The organism is Natronosalvus vescus (assembly GCF_023973145.1).
GTDB classification, from domain to species: domain Archaea; phylum Halobacteriota; class Halobacteria; order Halobacteriales; family Natrialbaceae; genus Natronosalvus; species Natronosalvus vescus.
The window spans coordinates 1,499,247-1,519,083 of the sequence record NZ_CP099546.1; the positions used below are offsets into that span (position 1 = coordinate 1,499,247).

Sequence of the window (19,837 nt, forward strand, 5' to 3'; positions counted from 1 at the left end):
ACGCTCGTCGAAGCCACGTCCAGATCGTGAACGTGATCGTGGTCGTGAGGACGAACCGGGCGTGGAACCGAACGTGATCCGGCCCACAGTTTCGAGCCGACGGACGTGAACACCGTCCCTCGAACGCTTATGAGACCGGTGTCCGAATAGTCGACAAATGCCGATCACGACGACGCAAGTTGTTCTCGGGCTCACGGTGGCTGCCGCCCTCCTCTTCGTGTGGTACGCCGACGGTCGGACGAGCGTGCGTGGGGCGCTCGAGCACCGATTCCTCTACGGCGTTCCCTGGGGAACGGCGGTCACGGTGTCGATCGTCGTCGCGTTCTACCTGTTCGTCCAGGGCGGACTTCGTCACTGGAGCGAGCCGCTGATGCTCCCGTTCGTAACCTGGTCGTACTTCTACCCCACGGGAGTGCTCACTGCTGGTGTCGCACACGGCTCGCCCGCCCACCTGCTGTCGAATATGGCGGCGACGCTCGTCTTCGCCCCGCTCGCGGAGTACGCGTGGAGCCATTACCCCGACCTGGAGCGACGAAAGCGGTCTCGAGGGGCTGACTCTGATGGTAGCGAATACGATCCCACTTACGACGGAGGCCTGGTAAACCACCCGTGGGTACGGGCCGTCGTGATATTCCCGGGTGCCCTGCTCGGGCTGGCGCTACTGACTGCAGCGTTTTCGCTGGGCCCGGGGCTCGGCTTCTCCGGAGTCGTGTTCGCCCTCGCAGGATTCGTGCTGGTGATCTACCCGCTTCCTGCGGTGATCGCGACGGTCGGTGCCGGGGCGCTGAGCACGCTTTTCACCGCGTTTTCCCAGCCAATTCTGCGCGAAACGCTCGACCCGGGTGCACCCTCGCCACCCGCGTGGGCGGGGATTGGATTTCAGGCTCACCTGCTCGGCTTCCTCATCGGTGTCGTTCTTGGAATCGCCCTTCTCTCCCTCCGAAATCGCCGCCCGGAAGCCAGACACGTCTTTTTCGCGACGCTCCTGTTCGGGATGGCACAGGCGCTGTGGCTCATCGCGTGGCCAGGGGGTGACGACAGTTTTTACCTGTACCGCGGGGCTGGCGTTACCCTCGTCTTCGTACTAACTATTCTCATCACCGTCGCTGTCGCGGGTCGGACACAACCGCTTCCGCGACCGCTTTCCGGCGTGGCTCGCGCGCCCTCGAGACGCCAGTTCTCCATCCTGTGGCTCGTGGTTCTGTTTGCCCTGGTCGTGTTGCTAGTCGCGAGCGCCGTCGCAGCCGGCGAGTCTGTCGTATTGGTGGCCATGACGGTAGGGCTGGTCGCGCTGGTACTCGCCACGCCGGCACTACTGGCGGTCGTCCCCACCAGGTTGCGACCCGGCAGCGGGCCGACTACCTATCGCCAGGGTGCAGTCGTCGTGCTCGTGGTGTTCACCGTTCTCGTCGCGGCGTCCGGGATCCCATTGAGTCTGGCGGTCGTCGACGACGACAGCGCGCCTGCCGGGGGCGTCGAGGTCGGCGACTACACCGTTACCTACGCCGAGAACGCGACCAGTGGGCAGGTGCCTGGTGTCGACCTCGGTGACGACGAGCTCTTTGCGAGCGAGCAAAGCGGGGTCATCGTGGTCAGCGAACAGCGTCACCTGTGGACGGTACCCATTCGCGACGTGGTGCTCGCACACGACGGAAACGGAACGGTTCACGTCGGTGGTGTCGACTGGCGGGAAACCGTCCACGTCGAGCGAACCGGCTGGGAGGTGACCGGCAACGACACCGTTTACGTCGTCGACCTCGAGGTCAACGGCGAGGTGACGCGTTCGTTCGAATCGGAACCGGCCACCGCCCACGCACAGATCGACGAGCAATCCATCGTCATCGTCCCGACAGCGGAGGGATTCGACGTTCGGATTACGCGAGACGGGGAACGCATCGATGAGACTCCACTCCCGTCCGCTGGCGAGACGGCGACGGTCGGGGATCTCGAGATTGCGACTGAGGTCGTCGACGGCGTCGATCGCCTCGTCGTTCGCGGCGACGGCTCGAGCGTGCAGGTCGCCGAGCGGGAAACGTACTGACCGCAGTAGTGACGAGTGGCACCGTCTCGAGACGGCTCGACCAGCGAAACGGTCGCGTGTACACGTGAGAACCTCACTTCCGGTGATCGTCGACGGCGCGATCCAGGATCGCACCCACGCTTGTACTTCAGGATACTGTCAGACCAGTCTCATCACAATCATTCTGGTATCAGAACCGAGCACATGCGGTTTGACCAACGGGATGTAACTGGGTTTTATGTACGAGTATAACTAATCCAGTAGTATGGCAACCGTCAGCGCCTGTCCAAAGTGTGGTTCCACCTCGCTCGCCCTCGAAAAACAAGGCTTCACCTGTGGCGATTGTGACTGGCTGGCCTGTCCGGAACACCTGATGGAACTCTGAGGACACGGTCGCTATCGGCAAGCGGTATTCGTTGCTGCGTATCTATGAGTTTGAGCCAACGCTCCGACTCAGTCGGCTGTGATCGAACAGGTTTCGTCGTAGCTGACGTCGTGAATCGAGTCGATAGCTGGATCTCTGCCACAGACCGGACAGTCCGGATTGGGGAGCATCTCGACCGTCTCGAACGTCATCTCCATCGCGTCGTACAGCAGGAGTCGCCCCTCGAGCACCTCGCCCGTCTCGAGGAGGAGTTTGACGACTTCCGTCGCTTGGATACAGCCGACGGTTCCGGGAAGCACGCCGAGAACGCCGGTCGTGGCGCAGTCGGGAACCGTACCGGGTTCGGGCGCTTCCGGGAAGAGACACCGATAACAGGGGGTCTCGTCGGGATTCGGTTCTCGAGCACCGTTCGTGAACGTGGTCATCTGCCCTTCGAATCGGTAGATTGCGCCGTGTGATAGCGGCGTCTCCGTCAGGACGCAGTAATCGTTGAGTAGATACCGGGTCGCGAAGTTGTCGCTGGCGTCGAGGACGATATCGTATGGATCGACCAGGTCGGCGACGTTCTCCGGCGACAGGCGAGTTGGGTATTTATCAACGTCCACGTCCGGATTGAGGCCATGGACGAACGCCGCTGCGCTGTCGACTTTCCTCCGGCCGACGTCGTCGTCAGCGTGGATGATCTGACGTTGTAGGTTCGACCGGTCGACCACGTCGTCGTCGACGATGCCGAGCCGGCCGACGCCCGCTGCCGCCAGATACTGGATCGCCGGCGATCCGAGGCCGCCGGCACCGACGACGAGTACCGAGCCATCGAGCAGGCGTTGCTGTCCTTCGGGGCCAACTTCGTCCATAATGACGTGTCTCGAGTAGCGCTCGAGTTGCGTCGAATCGAGGCGGAGATCACTCATGGCTGGACGTTCGTGCGGTGGAAAGAAAAGTTCGCGGTCACGATCAACGGTTTGCACTGCTCGACTGACCGGTACAACACGACTGCCAATGTAGACGGACAATCTCTGTCAGTACCCGATGTTTTATGTGTGTGGTGTGCGATAGCATGACTATGGCATCCTCACCCAACGGTGCCGGTGACGACGTTTTCGACCAGTTCCTCGCCGACCGCGGCCACGCGACCGAGCGAACAGGCTGGAAACGTGATTACAATAAAAAGCAGTGTCCGGACTGTGGCGGCCTTCACGACCCCGCAGCGACGACCTGCACCGTCTGTGGGTGGGCTCCCCGACCGTAATTTCGTTCCCAACCTCTTTTCGAATCGATTAGGCTCCAGCGGACGCTCCGTTTGTAACCGACGTTCATAATTTCATATGTGTAATGTCGATAGTATTATTACGGATTATACCACACTGATCGGTACGGGATCATCAATGCCGAAATGCCAGAACTGCGATTCTTTCGTGACGGATGCGTATGCGAGAGTATTCACCCCACAAGGTGTCGACAACCCCCGTGTCTGCCCGGAATGTACGGACAAGATCCGCGATGGCGGATCCGTTCGGAAGGCCCGCTCTCCACGGAACAACTAACACCTGACCGGCCCGCTAAGGCCTGCTTCTCGAGGGAAACCCACGTGACTTATAGGAGTCGCGTGCCTGATAGGCTACAATGGCTACTACGGAGACGGACACGACGGCGGGGACACACGTCACCCGCCTGTTCGGCGGGCCTGGCAGCGGGAAGACCACGGCCCTCCTCGACCACGTCGAAGACATTCTCGAGGACGAAGACGTCACCTTCCGTGACATTCTCGTCGTCTCGTACACGCGAGCAGCCGCCCAGGAGATTCGCGAACGCCTCGCCGACCGCCTCGACGAGAGTCCGCGTGCGCTCCAGGGCAACGTCTGTACGATGCACGCGAAAGCGTACGACCTCCTCGATCTTTCCCGTGGCGACGTGATCGGCGAGAAGGACAAAGAGGAGTTCTGTGAGGACTACGGCATCGAGTACGAAGACGAGTACAGCGGGGCTGGCCGCCGAACGGCCCGCTCGACGACGATCGGGAACAAGATCATCGCCACGAGCCAGTGGCTCCAGCGCACCCGTCGAGACGTCGCCGACTGGTACGACGTACCCTTCCAGTGGGACGTGGAATCGGTTCGTCTCCCGCCGGAAATCGACCCCAACGCCCAGGAGGGCAACAAGTACACGCCGACGTGGCCCTCCGACGACGACCGGATCGACGTCCCCGAGGCGATTCGCGCCTGGCGCAACTACAAGGGCCAGGAAGGAAAGATCGGCTTCGCGGACATGCTCGAACGTGTGAAACAGCGCTCGCTCGTCCCGAACGTCGACTACCTCATCATCGACGAGTTCCAGGACATCACCACCCTGCAGTACGACGTCTACGAGGAGTGGAAACCCCACGTCAAGCGAGTGCTTATCGCCGGTGACGACGACCAGGTCGTCTACTCCTGGCAAGGTGCCGACCCGGCGCTGTTGCTCGATGAAGCAGTCGACGAGGACATCATCCTCCCCAACTCTTACCGACTGCCCTCGAACGTGTTGAATGCGGTAAACCAGGAGATTCGACACATCGACGTCCGCCAGGACAAAGATCTCAACCCGCGGAAAGAGGGTGGGCTCGTCGAGGCCTACCAGAACCGTTCGATGCTCGACTTGGTTCGGATGGTGCGCCAGACGCTCGTCGAAGATGAGGGGACGATCATGCTGTTGTTCCGCGCCCGGTACCAGATGTTCCAGTTCATCGACGAGTTCATCACCGAGGGGATCCCCTTCACTGCGCTGACCGACCAGCGGATGTGGACCGATCGGCTCACCCAGTACGTTCGGGCGATCGAAGCACTCGACGCGGGCGATGACGTCACTGGGCTCCAGGCTCGGCGTCTCGCTGACATGCTCATGGACTCCGCCTTTGGAACGAACGAGCGCGACGCGCTCTTCGACGAGATCGACGAACGGCAGGAGGAGGCGGGTATCGACGACCTCGAGGAACTCATGATTCCGGCCTCGGTCATCGAAGATCACGCCCCGTTCGTCCCCGGCCCGGCGTCAGCCTCTGACATGGTGCGAAAGGTGACGAACTTCCAGAAGAAGTCGATAAAGGCGTACTTCGCCATCGGAACCTACGAGGGAATGGCCACCGACCGCGTCCGCGTCGGCACCATCCACTCCGCGAAGGGTCGTGAGGCCGACCACGTCTTCGTCGGCACCGATCTCACCGAAAAGGTCGTCGAACAGATGGTCGCCACCGTCGACGACCCCACGGACGTCCCGGGCGTCGAGGAGTTCACCAAGACCACTTCGCCCGTCCCCGTCCTTACGGACAACGAACGACGTGTGTTCTACGTCGGGATGTCCCGTGCCCGCGAGCGCCTCGTCCTCCTCGAGAACCTCGTCGACGGTGCACCGACGCTGCCGATCGACGTCTTACTCAACAATCGACAGACAGGTGCCGACCTCGAGGAACTGATCGAACAGGCACAGTTGCCCGAGTCTGAGCGACTCGCGGCCGAGGCCGAAGTCGAAGCGCCGTGACCGGTCGGGATAGCCAGCCCCATCAGTCGGACTCTACTCGTTCAAAGGGTGGCCTTCGCGAACACGTCTCGACGGGGATCGAAGCCGCACTCGAGGAACGAGATGCCAGCGCGTTCGTTCACGCCGGCCCGCCCACCGATCCGGACGTTCGATACTGTGTGCTGGCTGCTGATGCTCTCACCGAATTCGGTTCCGTGATCGTCGACGAGAACGACGAGACGGTACTCGAGAACCCTTGCCTTGCGGTCGCTTTCGACGGCAACTCCTGGGCAATCGAGGCCGTCTCACGACGGGAACTCGCGGCGGGGGCTACGCACCCCGCCAGTCGACTTGCCGACACACTCGAAGCCGGTAGACGGCTGCTGACGCCCGCAACGATCCCACACGATGCCGCGTTGTATCTCGAGCGAGCGGGATTCGATCTCGCCTCGAGTGGTGTCCTCGCTCAGTTGCGGGCCGCAAAGACAGGGTTCGAGCGACACCATCTCGAGACCGCTCAGTGGGCCGTCCGCGCTGGCCTCGAGCGAGCGGAATCCATGCTCGAGCGAGCGACCGTTTCCGACGAAACGAGCGAGGACGTTGATTCAGTCGGCTCCGAGTCGGAAACACCACAATCGGTACAACGGTCGCTGTCGCTCGCGGGTGAGCCCCTGACCGCCTCGCGACTCCGAGAAGCGATCGAATCGGCAATCGCGGAGGCGGGTGCTCGACCGGTGTCGACGATCATCTCGCCATCCGGAGCGATTCCCACCAGCGAACCGGTCGTCGTCGCCGCCACTGCAAAAACGCCGACCGGCTACCACGGTCACCTCGCCCGCACGTTCGTCGTCGCACCGGCGGGTGGGGCCGAACGCCGCGCTCACGTCGCGCTCACCCACGCGTTTCGCTCGATCCGATCGAAGCTCACCGCCGACGACCACGCCGTGCGGGCGCTCGAGGCCGACCTCGAGGCCGAAATCCGTGCGTTCGGGTTCGACGAGTCGGATTCGATCGACACACGCGTGTCGGGTATCGGACTCGAGCCTCGTGAATATCCGCTCGGCGGCGGTGACGACACTTGCATCGGGTCGTCGCTACGCGTCGATGCCGCGGTGGGTACCGGGGACGAACGCGTTCGACTCGCCGACGTCCTGTGTCGAACGACCGATGGGGCGCACTGGCTCGTTCCAACCTCGCGGTCGCTGGTTCCGGAGAAGTAAGCGGCTCGAGGATACTCGCCTATCGGCGTCAGTCGCGTGCTGACCGGAACAGCCGGTACGATCCCTGTCCGGTGGCGACTTCTCTGGTTTCGCCGTCGGGGGTCGTGCTCTCGACCATGATCTCGCTGACGCCGACGCTGCTCCCGGCTCTGATGATCCGGGCGGTAGCCTCGAGATCGCCGGTCGCTGGCCGCAGATAGTTCACGTTGAGGTTGATCGTCGCTGCGCCAGCATCGATCGGATCGTCGAAGTCGGTGTGGAACACGATGCCGCCGACCGTGTCGATGAGCGTGGCGGCGACACCACCGTGGATATCGGGTCGCCGGTCGCCGTTCGACGGTCGCGTGTTCGTGAGCTTTTCGTCGTACGGAATCGCCATGGTCATCCGTCCGTCGTCTACCGATTCAACGGTCGCTCCGAGCCAGGAGAGAAACTCGTGATTCTCGTCGATATAGCCCTGCAAGACGGCGTGAATCTGGTCGTACGACTCGGTCATACCCTCGAGTGGGCGATCCAGTAATTTGTGTCCTGCGTTTGTCCGCTCGAGGCCGTTTATCGCGGTTTATTCCCCTGGTCACTGATGTGGCCAGGCCTCGATCGTTCCGTAATCACCAGGTGGAATTGGTTCCTCGAGCAAGGGATCGTTGGTCTCTTTCATCCACGTGTGGAGCTGTTCTGAGAGGTCGCGTCGGATCTCCGAATAGCGCGGTTCGAACGCGACGTTATCGGCTTCCTGGGGATCCTCGTAGAGGTCGTACAGCTCCTCGTAGGGTCGGGGTGGCGCGCCGTAGCGTTCGCGCACTTCGCGGCCGGATTCGCTCGCGTAACAGTCTTTAGTGAGGTACACCTTCGGGAGGTGCCAGAAGTTCCTGACGTACTTGTAGTGTTCCGTCCGGATCGCCCTGACTGGATTGTACATGTCGTGCCAGGTCATCTCCGCAAACAGCCGCTCGTGCGGGTCGTAGGCGTCAGGATCGTCGTCGAATACTCCGGTCAATAGCGGGCGAAAACTCCGCCCGTCGAGTTGCACCGTTCCAGGAACCTCGATATCGCCGATCTCGAGCAGCGTCGGGAGAACGTCGACGTTCGTGATGAGCTCCGTCCGTCGCTGGCCGGAGACGGTTTCGGGCCCAGCCCAGATGAGAACGCCCTCGATTCCGGCGTCGTAACACGACCCCTTCGCTCGCGGGAAGGCGATACCGTGCTCGGTCGTGAAGATCACGACCGTCTCCTCCTCGAGGCCGGTCGATTCGAGGCAGTCGACGATCGTCCTCATCGCTTCGTCGACGGCGTACACCATTCCGTGCATCTCTCCGAGATCACGTCTGATCCCCCGTCTGTCGGGGAGATACGGAAGCGGGCGAATGTCGTCGGGGTCGTCGGTCTCGTAGTGATCGGGTTCGAATCCGAACCGGCCGTTCTCCTCCTCGACTCGATGTAACTCGAAGAAGCCGACGCTCGCGAAAAACGGATCGTCTCCGGCGTCTCGCTCGAGGAACGTCGTTACGACGTCCGCGACGTTTCTGGCCCGATTGGCCTGGTGAACTGCCGGGGAGACGCCCGGATACAGGTTCCCCTCGGAGTGGACGTAATCGTATCCCAGCCGGTCGGTGTCCTGGGTGATGTGCTGGAGGCCGAAGAGGTGTGTTTCGTAGCCTGCATCGCCGAAGTACTGGGGCATGATGTACTCATCGTCGTGGAGCTCCCAGCTACCGTGGGCGAGTCCCATGAGCCCATTGACGTGGGGATATCGGCCGGTCATCAGACTGCCTCGAGAGGGTGAACACTGGGGTGCCGTCACGAAGTGATTCTCGAAGAGCGTACCTCGCTCGGCCAGGTCGTCGATGTTCGGTGTCTCGATATCGACGCCGTAACAGCCGAGGTATTGCCCGAGGTCGTGGCAGTGAATCAGCAGGACGTTTGGTCGGTCGTCGGACATGGCACCGTCGTACCACGACTGGCCTGATAGTAGTTGGCTGCGTACGTCCGGGCGAGCCCGTCTGCAACCCGTCTCGGTGCCAATTAGAACGTGGTGGCCTGGTTGAAACTCTTAGTGAGTGATAGGTTTGAACTGCTGTGCTGAATCCAGAGGATGTATTCAGCACGACAAATTCGTTCTTTCCATGCCTGAGCCATTGAACAAGTTGTTCAGTAGGTTTGCGAACTAAACAGCATAGAAGCTACTGTATAGCTTACGAACCCTGCCACCGTATCCAGCTTCCATACGATTCGAACTGCGCAATCTGGGACTCGGTAACAGCTCCTTCTTTGAACGTCACTATCCGATATGTAGGCCGCCCAAGCCCTTCATCAGGATCAATTGAGAGCCGGTGAACAGGTTGTTTTGTACTATGGTTGGAAAGGAGTGACCGGAGATCCGCTAGCATACTTTTTTCAAGTTGATAGAGGACATGTGTGCTGAAGACAATGAGATCGGCTTTATTCGGAGCGTCCGACAGTTGAGTTGGTAATTCAGCAACGGCATCACCTTCAATGAGACGGGGCTGCTTCTCACGTGCTATTTCAATAGCAGCTGTGAGTTGGTCGTGACGGTGAAGTTGATTCGGTTGAATCAGGGCATGAAGCCACCGTGCATCCTGTTCTGTAGTCACATCAAGCGTATTTAAATCGATACCACGCCGGTGAGTAATCGTCGGAAGATCTTGAGAAAGGGGTGGTCGGAGGTCACCACGTACCTCTGTGGTGATTGTCACGGGGGAATCGCTCTTCCCCACCTGGCCAATTTCACCAAACTCGTACTGATACTGATCCCAATTCAGGTTAAGGCCTGCACTTGTTCCGATTTCGATTTGAGCTAACAGATCGTGTTCTGCAATCCTGGAGACGTACTCAAATGATGGAAGGAGGATCGCTGACCGGCCGACATCATTCGTCTGACAGCGACGAGTTGCGATTATCGATCGCAACGTATCCTCGTTTGCTACACAAAACTCTCGGAAGTGAGGGAAAGGGTCATCATCAGATCCGTTTCGGTTGCAGGTAGGATAAAACTGGGCAAGCGGATGATCTCTTCCCTGGAGAAGCAGTGAATGCACCGCTGCAAACAAGAGTTCTGGCTCGGGTTGTCCCGCCGATGCTTCTGACGCAATATCAAGAAGGTGATCATCGGTGGCCGTTACACCCGCTAATGTCGCATACAGTGGACACTTGTCATCTACCCATCGTGCATATCGTGAGAACTTATCAGAGATATTCATAATTCCAATCGAAGCGGTAATGTTGTAAATCCCACCTTTTTATCTCGATAATCGATGAGAGATCGCTCTTGTGACGGAGATTGTTGGTAACGATAGCCCGCTCGTTCTGGGCCAACTGAAGTATCATCACAGCCAATGACGACTGCTTTCTCTGCGTACCACAGTCGGTTCAGTATGACAGCAAAATCACCGGAGGCTCTCCACTAACAATGTGCTTCCGAAGAGTGATGAGAAATTGTTACCACTACTGACCGACCACTACCCCTTCGAAGATCGACTCTCTGTCTGTGCCACATTCGCGCTGTATATTCAGCACGTAGTTCTTGTCAATATTAACAGATTTCAACGGAGCCAGCGTGGTCGTCTTTGCGACCCGTTCAGAGCGTCGTCGTCGCCTCGAGCGCGATGTCGATGGCCCGACCGACGTTGTTCTTTGCTTTCTCGGGGAGTTCGTCGTCCTCGGTGTCTGTGCCTTTCTGGGTGCCCTTCACGAGGTTGCCGTCGACGGTGCAGATGGCTCCGGCGCGCAGCCCCTTCCGGCGTGTCAGCGAGAAGACGGCGGCGGCTTCCATCTCGACGGAGAGGAGACCGGCGGCTTCCCAGTCCGTGACGTGTTCGTCGGTTTCGGCGTAGTAGGCGTCGTCGCTGGCGATAGGGCCGACGTGGACGTCCTCGTCGTTTGCCTCCGCGGAATCGACCAGTGCGGAAAGGACGTGATAGTCGGGTACGGCGGGGTACTCGACGGCCTCGTAGCGCTTCGACGTCCCCTCGTTTTTGGCTGCCCCGGTGGCGACGATCATGTCGCCGATTTCGACGTCGGCCTGCAACGCGCCGGTCGTTCCGACGCGGATGAAGGTTTCGACACCGACGGCGGCCAGTTCCTCGATCGCGATCGCGGCCGACGGGCAGCCGATCCCGGTCGAACAGATCGTCAGATCGCGACCGTCGTAGGTGGCGTTGACGACCTTGTACTCCCGGTTCTGAGCGATCGTTTCGGAATCGTCGCAGTGACTCGCGATCCGGTCGACCCGTCCCGGGTCACCGGGGATCAGGGCGATGTCGTGAACGTCTCCGTCGTCGATGAGCAGGTGCGGCTGCGTTGCCATGGCAGGCGGTTCTTTCGGTGGGTGCAAAAAGGTCGCGTTCGTCGTTCCGTGTTGCCATCCCCGATCCCGGTAGCCGTTCGGTGGTACTAACCGTCTCGAGACACCACGAGTCGCGGAAAACCGTTCCTGGCGGAGCGAGTGATAGCTCAGACCGACCGGGTCGATAAAGCGGCTTCGCTATGTCGATGGGTGCCAGAGAATCCACTTTGTTCACTCTCAGTACGTAAGACAGCCCCGATCGCTCGCCGTTACGTCGATACATTCCCGGGTTATGCCGACCGTCACGTCCGGGAGTTCGACCGTCACGCACCCATGCGTTCGGGTGGTGCCGTCGTGTCTGTCCGCAAACAGTGCATCGAGCGCGTCCGGGTCGACGTACTCATAGAGCGGCGTCGAAGCTTCGGTCACCGATTCCCCCCGATAGATCGAAATCGCCTTCGCAGTTGCGATGCTGAGTGGTTCCCCATCTGATCGCTCGTACCGGACGTAGCTACGCTGCGTTGCCGGCCTTGAACGAGTGCCTCCTGCTGTTCTGTTAGTCATAGCTGATGGTCACGGAACGTGACACTAGATGAGAAAGCAACGGGGCCGATCATATAGGTATCGTCAGACACCACCGTCTGAGACATTTTGGTAACAAGGAGCATATCAGCAAGTGTTACCGGAAGTTCGCTCCTGATACAGTGTTCGATCGAAAGCCGGTGCAATTATCTATCTGCCACGGCCGGTGCCCATATGGACGTCGTCAAGCGCGTACATATCGTCCCCGTGAGATACGAGTACGACCGCGTGCTCGAGCCGATCCGTAATCAGCGAGCAGACGTCGTCTATCTGCTCGAGCACACGGCCGATGGATCGGCTGCAGACGACGACACAGGCGAGAGAGCGTCCAAATCGATCCCTGCTTATCGGGAGGAACTGCTCGCCGAACTCGAGGCGACGACCACGACGGTACGTCGAAGGGACTGTAATCTGCTGGACGTGTACGGGGTACTCGGTGCCGTAACCACGCTGGCCGACGAACACGCCGACGACGCGGTGTACGTGAACGTCTCCGGCGGTGGGACGATCGCCGCGATCGGGGCGACGATGGCCTGCATGGACGTCTCGACCGATGCCATTGCCTACTACGTCGAACCCGAGTCGTACGCCTACGATCAGCACGAAACCCCGCTCTCGAGCGGGATGGCCGACATCTACAGTCTCCCCACCTACCCGATCGAGTCGCCGACCCGCGATCAGGTCGCGATCATGGGCTTTCTCGCCGATCCCGAACGCTGGGACGGCTACCACGAGGATCGGACGACGCCGCCGAAGAAAAAAGACTGTATCGCGTTCGCCCGCGACGCCGGGCTCTCGTTCATGGCCGACCGCGCACCGCCCGAGGCACACCCGGGTGGCGAGGACAAAGGCGCGTTTCGCGTCCTCGATTCCCGCATCCTCGACCCGCTCGAGGGCGACGGCTACGTCGAGATCGAATCCGTCGGCCGCCGGCGGGTGATCACGTTGACCGAACAGGGAGCGAACGCCTATCGGGCGTTCAAGCACAAACTCGAGTTTGCCGAGAAGTACGCGGAATGAGAGTAGATACCGGCTTTAGGGCGGCCGAGGATCGCTTTCCGACCGACACACGTTTCACCGACCGGCCCACTCGAGCATCCGTGCGTACACTGGATCCGACTCGAGCGCGTTCGGATCACCGACCAGTACGAGCGCCCGTTTCGGCCGGGTGAGCGCCACGTTGATCCGTCGGTAGTCTTCGAAGATCGGCCCCTCGAGATCGTCCGTCGCCGTAAACGAGATGATGATGACCTCCTTGCTCGAGCCCTGGAACCGGTCGACCGTATCGACGGCAATGTCGTCGCCGACGATGCTCGAGATGGTCGACACCTGGGCACGGAAGGGCGCGATGACGCCGATCTGTTCGGGAGCGACACCAGCCCGTGTGTAGTCCTCGATGATCGAGAGGATCTCTTCGGCTTCCGTGGCGTCGGTGTATTGCTCGTCGTCACCTTCCACCGGAACGAACGTCACCGGATCGCGTAACGATTCGGGCACGTCGTCTCGGGAGACGCCCTCGAGGTCGTCGAGGGTTCGCCCCGCCACGTCCGGGTTCGCCGGTCGCAACTCCCCGTCGTAGAACTCCCGGGAGGCGAACGCCTGAATGCGCTGGTTCATCCGGTACTGGCGATCGAGCATCACGCCCGCTCCTGAATGCAGGTCGACGAGTCGCTCGAACAGCGAGATCGAGAGGTCGTTTTCGGCCCGGACGACTGGCGGGAGCTGTTCGTGGTCGCCGACCAGCACGAACCGCTCGGCCAGTTCGATCGCTGCGTACGTTCCCGGCTCGGTTAGCTGTGCGGCCTCGTCCACCAGCGCGACGTCGAAGGACTGCTCGGACATGATCCGCGAGCCACAGGTTGCCGTCGTCGCCGCGACGACGCTGGCGTTCTGCAGTTCGGAAAGCCTGGTCTCGGGGTCGCCCGAGCGCCCGAGCCGGTACCCTTGCATGTCCTCGCGAACGCCGCTCTCGCTGCCGACGCGAACCACGGCGTCGGGATCGATCCCCTGCTCGAGCAGCGCCTCGAGGGCGTTGTCGACGGCCCGGTTGGTGAACGCCGACAGGAGGACGCGCTCGCGGCGGTCGACCATCTCGCAGATCGACTGGGCGATGGTGTACGTCTTCCCGGTTCCCGGTGGGCCGTGGATGAGCGCACAGTCGTTCGCGCCGACGGCTTTCCGGACGGCCTCGTCCTGGGCCGCGTTGTTGTCGATGAACGTCTCCTCGAGGTCGTCGAATTCGGGCGTCTCCCGGCCGAACAGGATATCTTTTCGGCGCTGGTCGCCCTTCAACAGCGCGTCGTGGAGCGCCGTCAACAGCCGATCGGTCGTGAGTTCGGAGGGGTAGACGTCCAGTCGGGTCACCTCGACGGGTTCGTCCGCCGTGAGGACGATTTCGTCATCTAGGCGTTCGATCCGCGCCAGTTCGGCCTCCCCACGAACGGGCTGGCCGTCGCTGGCGAGGACGAGGTCGCCCTCCCGAAGTTTCGAGGCGGCGGGCGAGCGCTGTCGCGCTCGAAGCTCCCACCGTCCCCCCTCGAGCGGGCGCTTTTCGAGGAACTCGAGGTCGATCAGCGCGCGGTCGTCGTCGGCGCGTTCCTCCGGCGTCTGCTCCCAGAGTTTGGCGTACTCCCGGTGAACCTCCCGGCGTTCCTCCTCGATGGCTCGGTACAGTCGGTCGAAGTGCTCGAGTTCGTCGTCGGGCAGCGGTTGCCCGATCGTCCCGGCTTTCGACTCCTGGTCGAGGCGTCCCGAGACGACCATGCAGGTGTCCCGTTCGAAGCAGTACTCACACTTTGCGTCGGCTTCCTTGCCGGTCGGGATCGATCCCGACATCTCCATCGCCGCGATTTCGTTCCGGAGGCGAACGACGAACTTGAGCAGGCCCTGCCCCATCAAGAAGTCCTTCGCCGGCGTGAGATCGCCGGTCTCCTCGTTTCGCTCGAGCGCCGAGTTCTTCGTGTAGAGCAGGGTTCCCGTGTCGACCGAATCGCCGTGTTCCTCGAGGATGAGGGCGTAACAGGCCGCCTGCACCTTGTCCTTGAACCGTGGCTCCTTGCGGAGGTTCTTCCCCGTCTTGAGTTCTACCGGAGCACCTCGACGGATTGCGTCCGCTCGTCCGCGGATGCCGAACGTTTCGCTGATCAGCAGTTGTTCGGAACGCCACTCGTCGTCCTCGGTGAGCCGCCCCTGCTCGAGCCAGCCTTCGATCGCCGCCGCGTTTTTGCGGACGTCTTCCTCGACGGTCGCGGGTGCCTCGCCGAGGACGCCGAGTTCGAGGCCGCGTTCGTCCACGCGTTCCTCGATCGAGGCGTCGAGGTCGCGCCCCCGGAGGAGGTCGCCGAACACCTCGTGGACGATGGTACCCTTGACGACCGGGTAGTTGAGTGGGATTCCCGAGAGCTTGTTCAGGTAGTACAGCCGGGGACACTCGACCCAGCTTCGGATGGCCGTCACGTTCACGAGAAAGCTCGGCTCGACGACGACGTAGGAGTCGCCGGTCGTCGAGTACTGTGTTTCGCCGTCGAACTCCTTCGTTTCGGCGTTCGTGACCAGCAGTTCCATCCCGGGCTCGAGGCGGTCGGCCGATTCCGTCCATTTTCCCCAGCAGGTGACGGTGACAGTAGTCTCGTTTTCGTCCCCGTCGCCACCCGTCGCTGCTGACACACCATCGACTGTCGCCTGCGCGGAACCGCCGTCGGATCCCGCCTCGGATTCGGATTTGGACTCGGTTTCGGTAACGCCCTCGAGACGGAGCGGTACCTCCGCCAGTTCGCTTTGCCCGTAGCTCGTCGGCACCGTTCGAGTCGTGACGTCGGCCGTGACGGTTCCGCGAATGTGCACGAGTACTGTGAGGGACGCCGACGTGAAAAACGCTATCGGTCGGTTCCGACGGGTGGCAGTCTATTGTTCACGCGACGAAATATGCTATTACTCGGACAGTGATCGACAGAACGGTGTAACGGTGTACCCGACTTTTGCTGGACGGCGGAAAACCAGCGGTCGTGAACGCTCCGAGCGAGTCGACTGTACGCGCATCGCCGAGACCCGCGTCCGTGAGCCTCCTCGTGCGGGCTGGGACGACCCTGGCGACCCTCGCCGACAGCCAGCCCGATACGACCGGAGAGGACTACAGCCGTCCGAATCGAAACCCGGGGCACTCCCCCCAGGTCGCAACTGGCGGCCGTCGACGTCGCCCGTCGATCCTCAATGCGGTGCTCGCCGGCATCGGTCTCTGGGTTGCCACCACCGCGGTCTTCTTGCCCACCGGTGGCGACCCCGCAGTGGTAACCAACAACGTCTTCGTCGGCCTCGTTATCGCTCTCGCGGCCGGCTACAACTACTATCGCGCCCAAAATGAGGTGCCGCCGAGTCCCACGGTCGCCTCACTGATCGTCACGCTCGGTCTCTGGCTCGTCGTTGCCGCCCCTGCGTTCGAAATGGGCGGTGCAGTGTTCTGGAGTACGTTCGCAGCGGGGTTTGCCGTCGCCGGCCTCGCCGGCTACACCGTCTACGAGGCCCGAACCGTTCGGCGGATCGCCCACGAAACGTTCTCGAGGCGATGACCGGCTGACCCCGAGCTACTGGGGCGTGGCTACTCGAGTGCGGACTCGAGCGTCCATCGATGGTGGCGTGCTCTACACAATCCCAGCGACACGATGGCGAAGGCGAGCATGGCGACGGCAAATCCAGCGGGTGCAAGTATTGGGCCGTTGTGGACGGCGCTGTTGACGAGTTGCCCCGTAGCGAGACCGACCGGCGCGAGAACGGTGATGGTGATTTCCGCTGGCGCTCGGTGAAACAGTTCGACAGTCGAGAGGCTCTCAGATGACGACATTCGGTAAGTTCGCCTTATCGGTCTACACGACCACCTGATTGTAACTATTTTGATTCGGCACTGGACATCGTGACCGACAACCACCGGGATCGATACGTATTTTCACTCGGGTGCGTATGTCTCGAGTATGCGGATTCGGGACTGGCAAGACATACTGGAGGACGTCGTCGAGCGGGACGTCGATCCCGACGGCTGGCGGGCCGTCGCCGGCGATCGCGCCCGCGGGGTCGGCGAGGACATGTACCTCGCCCATCCACGGGCCGGCGTGTTCGTCCTCAAGACCTACGCGAAAAACCCCTACGAGGTGCGCGGCGTCGGCGGCCGAGTCGCCCGCAACCTCGACGACGAAATCGGCTCGTACCTCCCGGTGGAGGACACCCCGAGTCGGTTCGCGTTACAGTCACCGCCGGCGGACGAGGAACACGCCGAATCGGTCGCCACCCGTCTCGAGACGGTCGTGAAGACCCACGCCGATGCGCCCACGCGCCCACAGGACTTCTTCGAGGACGTGATGGACGCCCTCGAGAGTCCGGCGTTCGGGCCGATGGCGTACGACCAGTACGACCGTCCCGACGAACTCGAGGGACTCTCGGAGACGTTCGAGGACGCCGAGAAATTGCTCGATGCGGAACTGGACGACCTGATCGAGGACGACGACGTCGGGCGTGGGTTCATGTAGCCAGTACTACGTATTGTGTATCATTATACTACAATATGTATGCTTTGCCACTTCAAAACGTATAGCATTGCCTGAAAAAGCCACTCGCCACCGAGACACAGTGCCCTCATCGGACTCGAGGAACCCGCCAGACTCTCGTTCGAACCGATGGCGGCTGCAAGCCAAAACGCTCTTGGCGTCGAACCTGTACATCCGAACCGGTCGCACTATGTCCGAAGACTCAGACCACGGCCGGGACGTCGAACTGGCTAAAGAGGATTCAGAGGCGGACGAGGACGACGACCTCACCGAAGAAGAGCAAGAAGCGCGGGAGCGGGCGGACGAAGCGGAGAAAAAAGAGGACATCAAACACGGGTCGACCGAACGGGAAAACGAGGCCCTCGAGCAGGAGAACCCGAACCACCACCGGGACGAGGAACCGTACAACGGTTGAGACCGGCGCCTTCGATTCGGATTCGATGACAGTGTGCGCTCGAACGGGTACGACGTTTTTTCGAGTGACTGCCTGTTGTCTCGAGGGCCAGCGACGTGAGAATAGTATCGTCGCTACTCTCACCGTCGCGTGGATGATACGTACCCTGTGACCCAACTGACCAGATGAGCAGATAGGCAAATGAGCAGGTGCAGGCACATTCGCCCGAAATCTTCGTGGAGAACGGTACCTCTTTTACCCGCCCACACCACCCCTCGCGTATGCCTACGCTCGGTCTGGTGATCGCACAGTTCAATCGACCGATCACCGAACAGATGGAAGACGCCGCCCTCGAAGCCGCAGATACCGCCGACGCGGACGTCTACGACGTGGTGTCCGTCCCCGGCGTTTACGACGCACCGCTGGCCGCCGACCGCCTCGCCCGTCTCGAGGCAGTCGACGCCGTCGTCGTCGTCGGAACGGTCATTACCGGCGATACCGATCACGACCAGGTGATCACCGACGCCGCCGCCGGCCGCTTATCGGACGTCAGCCTCGAGCGCGATACGCCGGTGACCCTCGGGGTGACCGGCCCCGGGATGTCCGCCGCCGAGGCCCGCGAGCGGGTCGACAACGCGGCGAAAGCCGTCGACGGTGCGCTCGCACTCCTCGAGGAGTTGCCCGATTCCGAAGCCACATACTGAGTGACGATAACTACCAAACATGACCATGAACTTCACCGACCGCGTCTCCCGAGTCGAACCGTCCGCAACCCTGACCATCTCCGCGCTCGCCACTGAACTCGAGGCCGACGGCGTCGACGTCGTCGACCTGAGCGTCGGCGAACCGGACTTCCCGACGCCCGAAAACGTCGTCCAGGCCGGCAAGGACGCCATGGACGCCGGCCACACGGGCTACACCACCCCCGCGGGCCATCTCGAGTTACGAGAGGCGATCAGCGAGAAACTCGCCGCCGATGGTCTCGATCACGGCCCCGAGGAGATCATCGTCACCCCCGGCGCGAAACAGTCGCTCTACGAGATCATCCAGACGGTGATCCAGGGGTCTGACGAACAGAGTGGAACGTCGTCCCGCGCAGACGAGGTCGTCCTCCTCGACCCTGCCTGGGTCTCCTACGAGGCGATGGTGAAACTCGCCGGCGGGAACCTCACCCGCGTCGACCTCTCCGACAGTGACTTTCAGCTCGAGCCAGCGCTCGACGACCTCGCCGAGGCCGTCTCCGACGACACCGACCTGTTGATCGTCAACTCGCCGTCGAACCCCACGGGCGCGGTGTACTCCGACGCCGCCCTCGAGGGCGTGCGCGACCTGGCCGTCGAACACGACGTCACGGTCATCTCGGACGAGATTTACAAGGAGATCACCTACGGCGTCGAGCCGACCAGTCTGGGGACGCTGGAGGGAATGGCCGACAGGACGATTACGGTCAACGGCTTCTCGAAGGCCTACTCGATGACCGGCTGGCGACTGGGGTATTTCGCCGGGCCGAAAGACCTGATCGACCAGGCTGGAAAGCTCCACAGCCACTCAGTCTCTTCGGCGACGAACTTCGTCCAGTACTCCGGGATCGAGGCGCTCGAGAACACCGACGACGCCGTCGCGGAGATGGTCGAAGCGTTCGAGGAACGTCGCGACCTCGTCGTCGACCTGCTCGGGGAACACGACGTCGACGTGGCGGTTCCCGACGGCGCGTTCTACATGATGCTGCCCGTTGATCAGGACGATCAGGCCTGGTGTGAAGGTGCCATCGAAGACGCCCACGTCGCGACGGTTCCCGGGAGCGCGTTCGGTACGCCCGGTTACGCCCGGATATCGTACGCGGCGAGTGCGGAACGGCTCGAGGAAGGGATCGAGCGACTGGCTGTTGAAGGCTATTTCTAAAGAAC

The 19,837-nt window shown here is 61.6% G+C and carries 19 protein-coding genes; 11 read left to right on the forward strand and 8 right to left on the reverse strand.

All coding sequences use genetic code 11. The features are described 5' to 3' along the window. Nucleotides 1-157 precede the first annotated feature (157 nt). Nucleotides 158-2,041, forward strand: coding sequence for a rhomboid family intramembrane serine protease (locus tag NGM68_RS07170; protein ID WP_252700963.1), 1,884 nt, complete (start codon nucleotides 158-160; stop codon nucleotides 2,039-2,041). A gap of 432 nt (nucleotides 2,042-2,473) precedes the next feature. Here the strand turns inward: NGM68_RS07170 and ubaA are convergent, their stop codons facing one another. After that, complete coding sequence (gene ubaA / locus NGM68_RS07175) at nucleotides 2,474-3,316, reverse strand: SAMP-activating enzyme E1 (protein ID WP_252700964.1); 843 nt, start codon at nucleotides 3,314-3,316, stop codon at nucleotides 2,474-2,476. Nucleotides 3,317-3,468: 152 nt separating this feature from the next. Here ubaA and NGM68_RS07180 point away from each other — a divergent pair, with 152 nt between their 5' ends. The 4 genes from NGM68_RS07180 (at nucleotide 3,469) to NGM68_RS07190 (ending at nucleotide 7,117) form a co-directional block, all read left to right on the forward strand. After that, entirely contained in the window at nucleotides 3,469-3,654 is a 186-nt protein-coding gene (locus tag NGM68_RS07180) for an HVO_0416 family zinc finger protein (protein ID WP_252700965.1), read from the forward strand. A 136-nt stretch (nucleotides 3,655-3,790) separates the two neighbouring features. Next, a complete protein-coding gene (locus tag NGM68_RS18325) occupies nucleotides 3,791-3,949 on the forward strand; it encodes a DUF7563 family protein (protein WP_425493602.1) in 159 nt (52 codons plus the stop codon). A gap of 79 nt (nucleotides 3,950-4,028) precedes the next feature. Beyond that, nucleotides 4,029-5,918, forward strand: a complete 1,890-nt coding sequence (locus NGM68_RS07185; protein ID WP_252700966.1) for a UvrD-helicase domain-containing protein — start codon at nucleotides 4,029-4,031, stop codon at nucleotides 5,916-5,918. Then, a complete protein-coding gene (locus NGM68_RS07190; RefSeq protein ID WP_252700967.1) occupies nucleotides 5,915-7,117 on the forward strand; it encodes a peptidase M24 in 1,203 nt (400 codons plus the stop codon). Before NGM68_RS07185 ends, NGM68_RS07190 begins: the two co-directional genes overlap by 4 nt. Nucleotides 7,118-7,145: 28 nt before the next feature. Here NGM68_RS07190 and NGM68_RS07195 read toward each other — a convergent pair whose 3' ends face one another. The 5 genes from NGM68_RS07195 to NGM68_RS07215 form a co-directional block, all read right to left on the reverse strand. Continuing rightward, entirely contained in the window at nucleotides 7,146-7,613 is a 468-nt protein-coding gene (locus NGM68_RS07195) for a PaaI family thioesterase (RefSeq protein ID WP_252700968.1), read from the reverse strand. A gap of 78 nt (nucleotides 7,614-7,691) precedes the next feature. Then, a complete protein-coding gene (locus tag NGM68_RS07200; protein WP_252700969.1) occupies nucleotides 7,692-9,056 on the reverse strand; it encodes a sulfatase family protein in 1,365 nt (454 codons plus the stop codon). A 253-nt stretch (nucleotides 9,057-9,309) separates the two neighbouring features. Further along, nucleotides 9,310-10,335, reverse strand: coding sequence for a DUF2332 domain-containing protein (locus NGM68_RS07205; RefSeq protein WP_252700970.1), 1,026 nt, complete (start codon nucleotides 10,333-10,335; stop codon nucleotides 9,310-9,312). A gap of 377 nt (nucleotides 10,336-10,712) precedes the next feature. Beyond that, on the reverse strand, nucleotides 10,713-11,441 hold the full coding sequence (locus NGM68_RS07210; protein ID WP_252700971.1) for a guanosine phosphorylase: 729 nt from the start codon (nucleotides 11,439-11,441) through the stop codon (nucleotides 10,713-10,715). 216 nt (nucleotides 11,442-11,657) lie between these two features. Beyond that, nucleotides 11,658-11,984, reverse strand: coding sequence for a HalOD1 output domain-containing protein (locus NGM68_RS07215; RefSeq protein WP_252700972.1), 327 nt, complete (start codon nucleotides 11,982-11,984; stop codon nucleotides 11,658-11,660). Between the two features lie 192 nt (nucleotides 11,985-12,176). On the opposite strand from NGM68_RS07215, the gene NGM68_RS07220 reads away from it, so the two are divergent. Further along, entirely contained in the window at nucleotides 12,177-13,022 is an 846-nt protein-coding gene (locus NGM68_RS07220) for an HFX_2341 family transcriptional regulator domain-containing protein (RefSeq protein WP_252700973.1), read from the forward strand. Nucleotides 13,023-13,076: 54 nt separating this feature from the next. On the opposite strand, the gene NGM68_RS07225 is transcribed toward NGM68_RS07220, so the two are convergent. After that, on the reverse strand, nucleotides 13,077-15,845 hold the full coding sequence (locus tag NGM68_RS07225; RefSeq protein ID WP_252700974.1) for an AAA domain-containing protein: 2,769 nt from the start codon (nucleotides 15,843-15,845) through the stop codon (nucleotides 13,077-13,079). 212 nt (nucleotides 15,846-16,057) lie between these two features. On the opposite strand from NGM68_RS07225, the gene NGM68_RS07230 reads away from it, so the two are divergent. After that, nucleotides 16,058-16,567, forward strand: coding sequence for an SPW repeat domain-containing protein (locus NGM68_RS07230; RefSeq protein ID WP_252700975.1), 510 nt, complete (start codon nucleotides 16,058-16,060; stop codon nucleotides 16,565-16,567). A gap of 29 nt (nucleotides 16,568-16,596) precedes the next feature. Here the strand turns inward: NGM68_RS07230 and NGM68_RS07235 are convergent, their stop codons facing one another. After that, nucleotides 16,597-16,839: a hypothetical protein gene (locus tag NGM68_RS07235; RefSeq protein ID WP_252700976.1), complete on the reverse strand. Its 243-nt coding sequence runs from the start codon at nucleotides 16,837-16,839 to the stop codon at nucleotides 16,597-16,599. Between the two features lie 127 nt (nucleotides 16,840-16,966). Between NGM68_RS07235 and NGM68_RS07240 the strand changes: the two genes are divergently transcribed. The 4 genes from NGM68_RS07240 to NGM68_RS07255 all read left to right on the forward strand — a co-directional run bounded on the left by NGM68_RS07240 (nucleotide 16,967) and on the right by NGM68_RS07255 (nucleotide 19,832). Next, nucleotides 16,967-17,518 carry a hypothetical protein gene (locus tag NGM68_RS07240; protein ID WP_252700977.1) on the forward strand — a complete coding sequence of 184 codons (552 nt, stop codon included), beginning with the start codon at nucleotides 16,967-16,969 and terminating at the stop codon, nucleotides 17,516-17,518. Nucleotides 17,519-17,726: 208 nt separating this feature from the next. Further along, complete coding sequence (locus NGM68_RS07245; protein WP_252700978.1) at nucleotides 17,727-17,951, forward strand: hypothetical protein; 225 nt, start codon at nucleotides 17,727-17,729, stop codon at nucleotides 17,949-17,951. Between the two features lie 260 nt (nucleotides 17,952-18,211). Further along, complete coding sequence (gene ribH, locus NGM68_RS07250) at nucleotides 18,212-18,634, forward strand: 6,7-dimethyl-8-ribityllumazine synthase (RefSeq protein WP_252700979.1); 423 nt, start codon at nucleotides 18,212-18,214, stop codon at nucleotides 18,632-18,634. Nucleotides 18,635-18,653: 19 nt separating this feature from the next. Then, on the forward strand, nucleotides 18,654-19,832 hold the full coding sequence (locus NGM68_RS07255; protein WP_252700980.1) for a pyridoxal phosphate-dependent aminotransferase: 1,179 nt from the start codon (nucleotides 18,654-18,656) through the stop codon (nucleotides 19,830-19,832). Nucleotides 19,833-19,837 lie beyond the last annotated feature (5 nt).

Excerpts from the sequence above, each read along its gene's own strand:
- NGM68_RS07170 (WP_252700963.1), top strand. The coding sequence starts at position 158 with ATGCCGATCACGACGACGCAAGTTGTTCTCGGGCTCACGGTGGCTGCC.
- ubaA (WP_252700964.1), bottom strand. The coding sequence starts at position 3,316 with ATGAGTGATCTCCGCCTCGATTCGACGCAACTCGAGCGCTACTCGAGA.
- NGM68_RS07180 (WP_252700965.1), top strand. The coding sequence starts at position 3,469 with ATGGCATCCTCACCCAACGGTGCCGGTGACGACGTTTTCGACCAGTTC.
- NGM68_RS18325 (WP_425493602.1), top strand. The coding sequence starts at position 3,791 with ATGCCGAAATGCCAGAACTGCGATTCTTTCGTGACGGATGCGTATGCG.
- NGM68_RS07185 (WP_252700966.1), top strand. The coding sequence starts at position 4,029 with ATGGCTACTACGGAGACGGACACGACGGCGGGGACACACGTCACCCGC.
- NGM68_RS07195 (WP_252700968.1), bottom strand. The coding sequence starts at position 7,613 with ATGACCGAGTCGTACGACCAGATTCACGCCGTCTTGCAGGGCTATATC.
- NGM68_RS07200 (WP_252700969.1), bottom strand. The coding sequence starts at position 9,056 with ATGTCCGACGACCGACCAAACGTCCTGCTGATTCACTGCCACGACCTC.
- NGM68_RS07205 (WP_252700970.1), bottom strand. The coding sequence starts at position 10,335 with ATGAATATCTCTGATAAGTTCTCACGATATGCACGATGGGTAGATGAC.
- NGM68_RS07210 (WP_252700971.1), bottom strand. The coding sequence starts at position 11,441 with ATGGCAACGCAGCCGCACCTGCTCATCGACGACGGAGACGTTCACGAC.
- NGM68_RS07215 (WP_252700972.1), bottom strand. The coding sequence starts at position 11,984 with ATGACTAACAGAACAGCAGGAGGCACTCGTTCAAGGCCGGCAACGCAG.
- NGM68_RS07220 (WP_252700973.1), top strand. The coding sequence starts at position 12,177 with ATGGACGTCGTCAAGCGCGTACATATCGTCCCCGTGAGATACGAGTAC.
- NGM68_RS07235 (WP_252700976.1), bottom strand. The coding sequence starts at position 16,839 with ATGTCGTCATCTGAGAGCCTCTCGACTGTCGAACTGTTTCACCGAGCG.
- NGM68_RS07240 (WP_252700977.1), top strand. The coding sequence starts at position 16,967 with ATGCGGATTCGGGACTGGCAAGACATACTGGAGGACGTCGTCGAGCGG.
- NGM68_RS07245 (WP_252700978.1), top strand. The coding sequence starts at position 17,727 with ATGTCCGAAGACTCAGACCACGGCCGGGACGTCGAACTGGCTAAAGAG.
- ribH (WP_252700979.1), top strand. The coding sequence starts at position 18,212 with ATGCCTACGCTCGGTCTGGTGATCGCACAGTTCAATCGACCGATCACC.
- NGM68_RS07255 (WP_252700980.1), top strand. The coding sequence starts at position 18,654 with ATGACCATGAACTTCACCGACCGCGTCTCCCGAGTCGAACCGTCCGCA.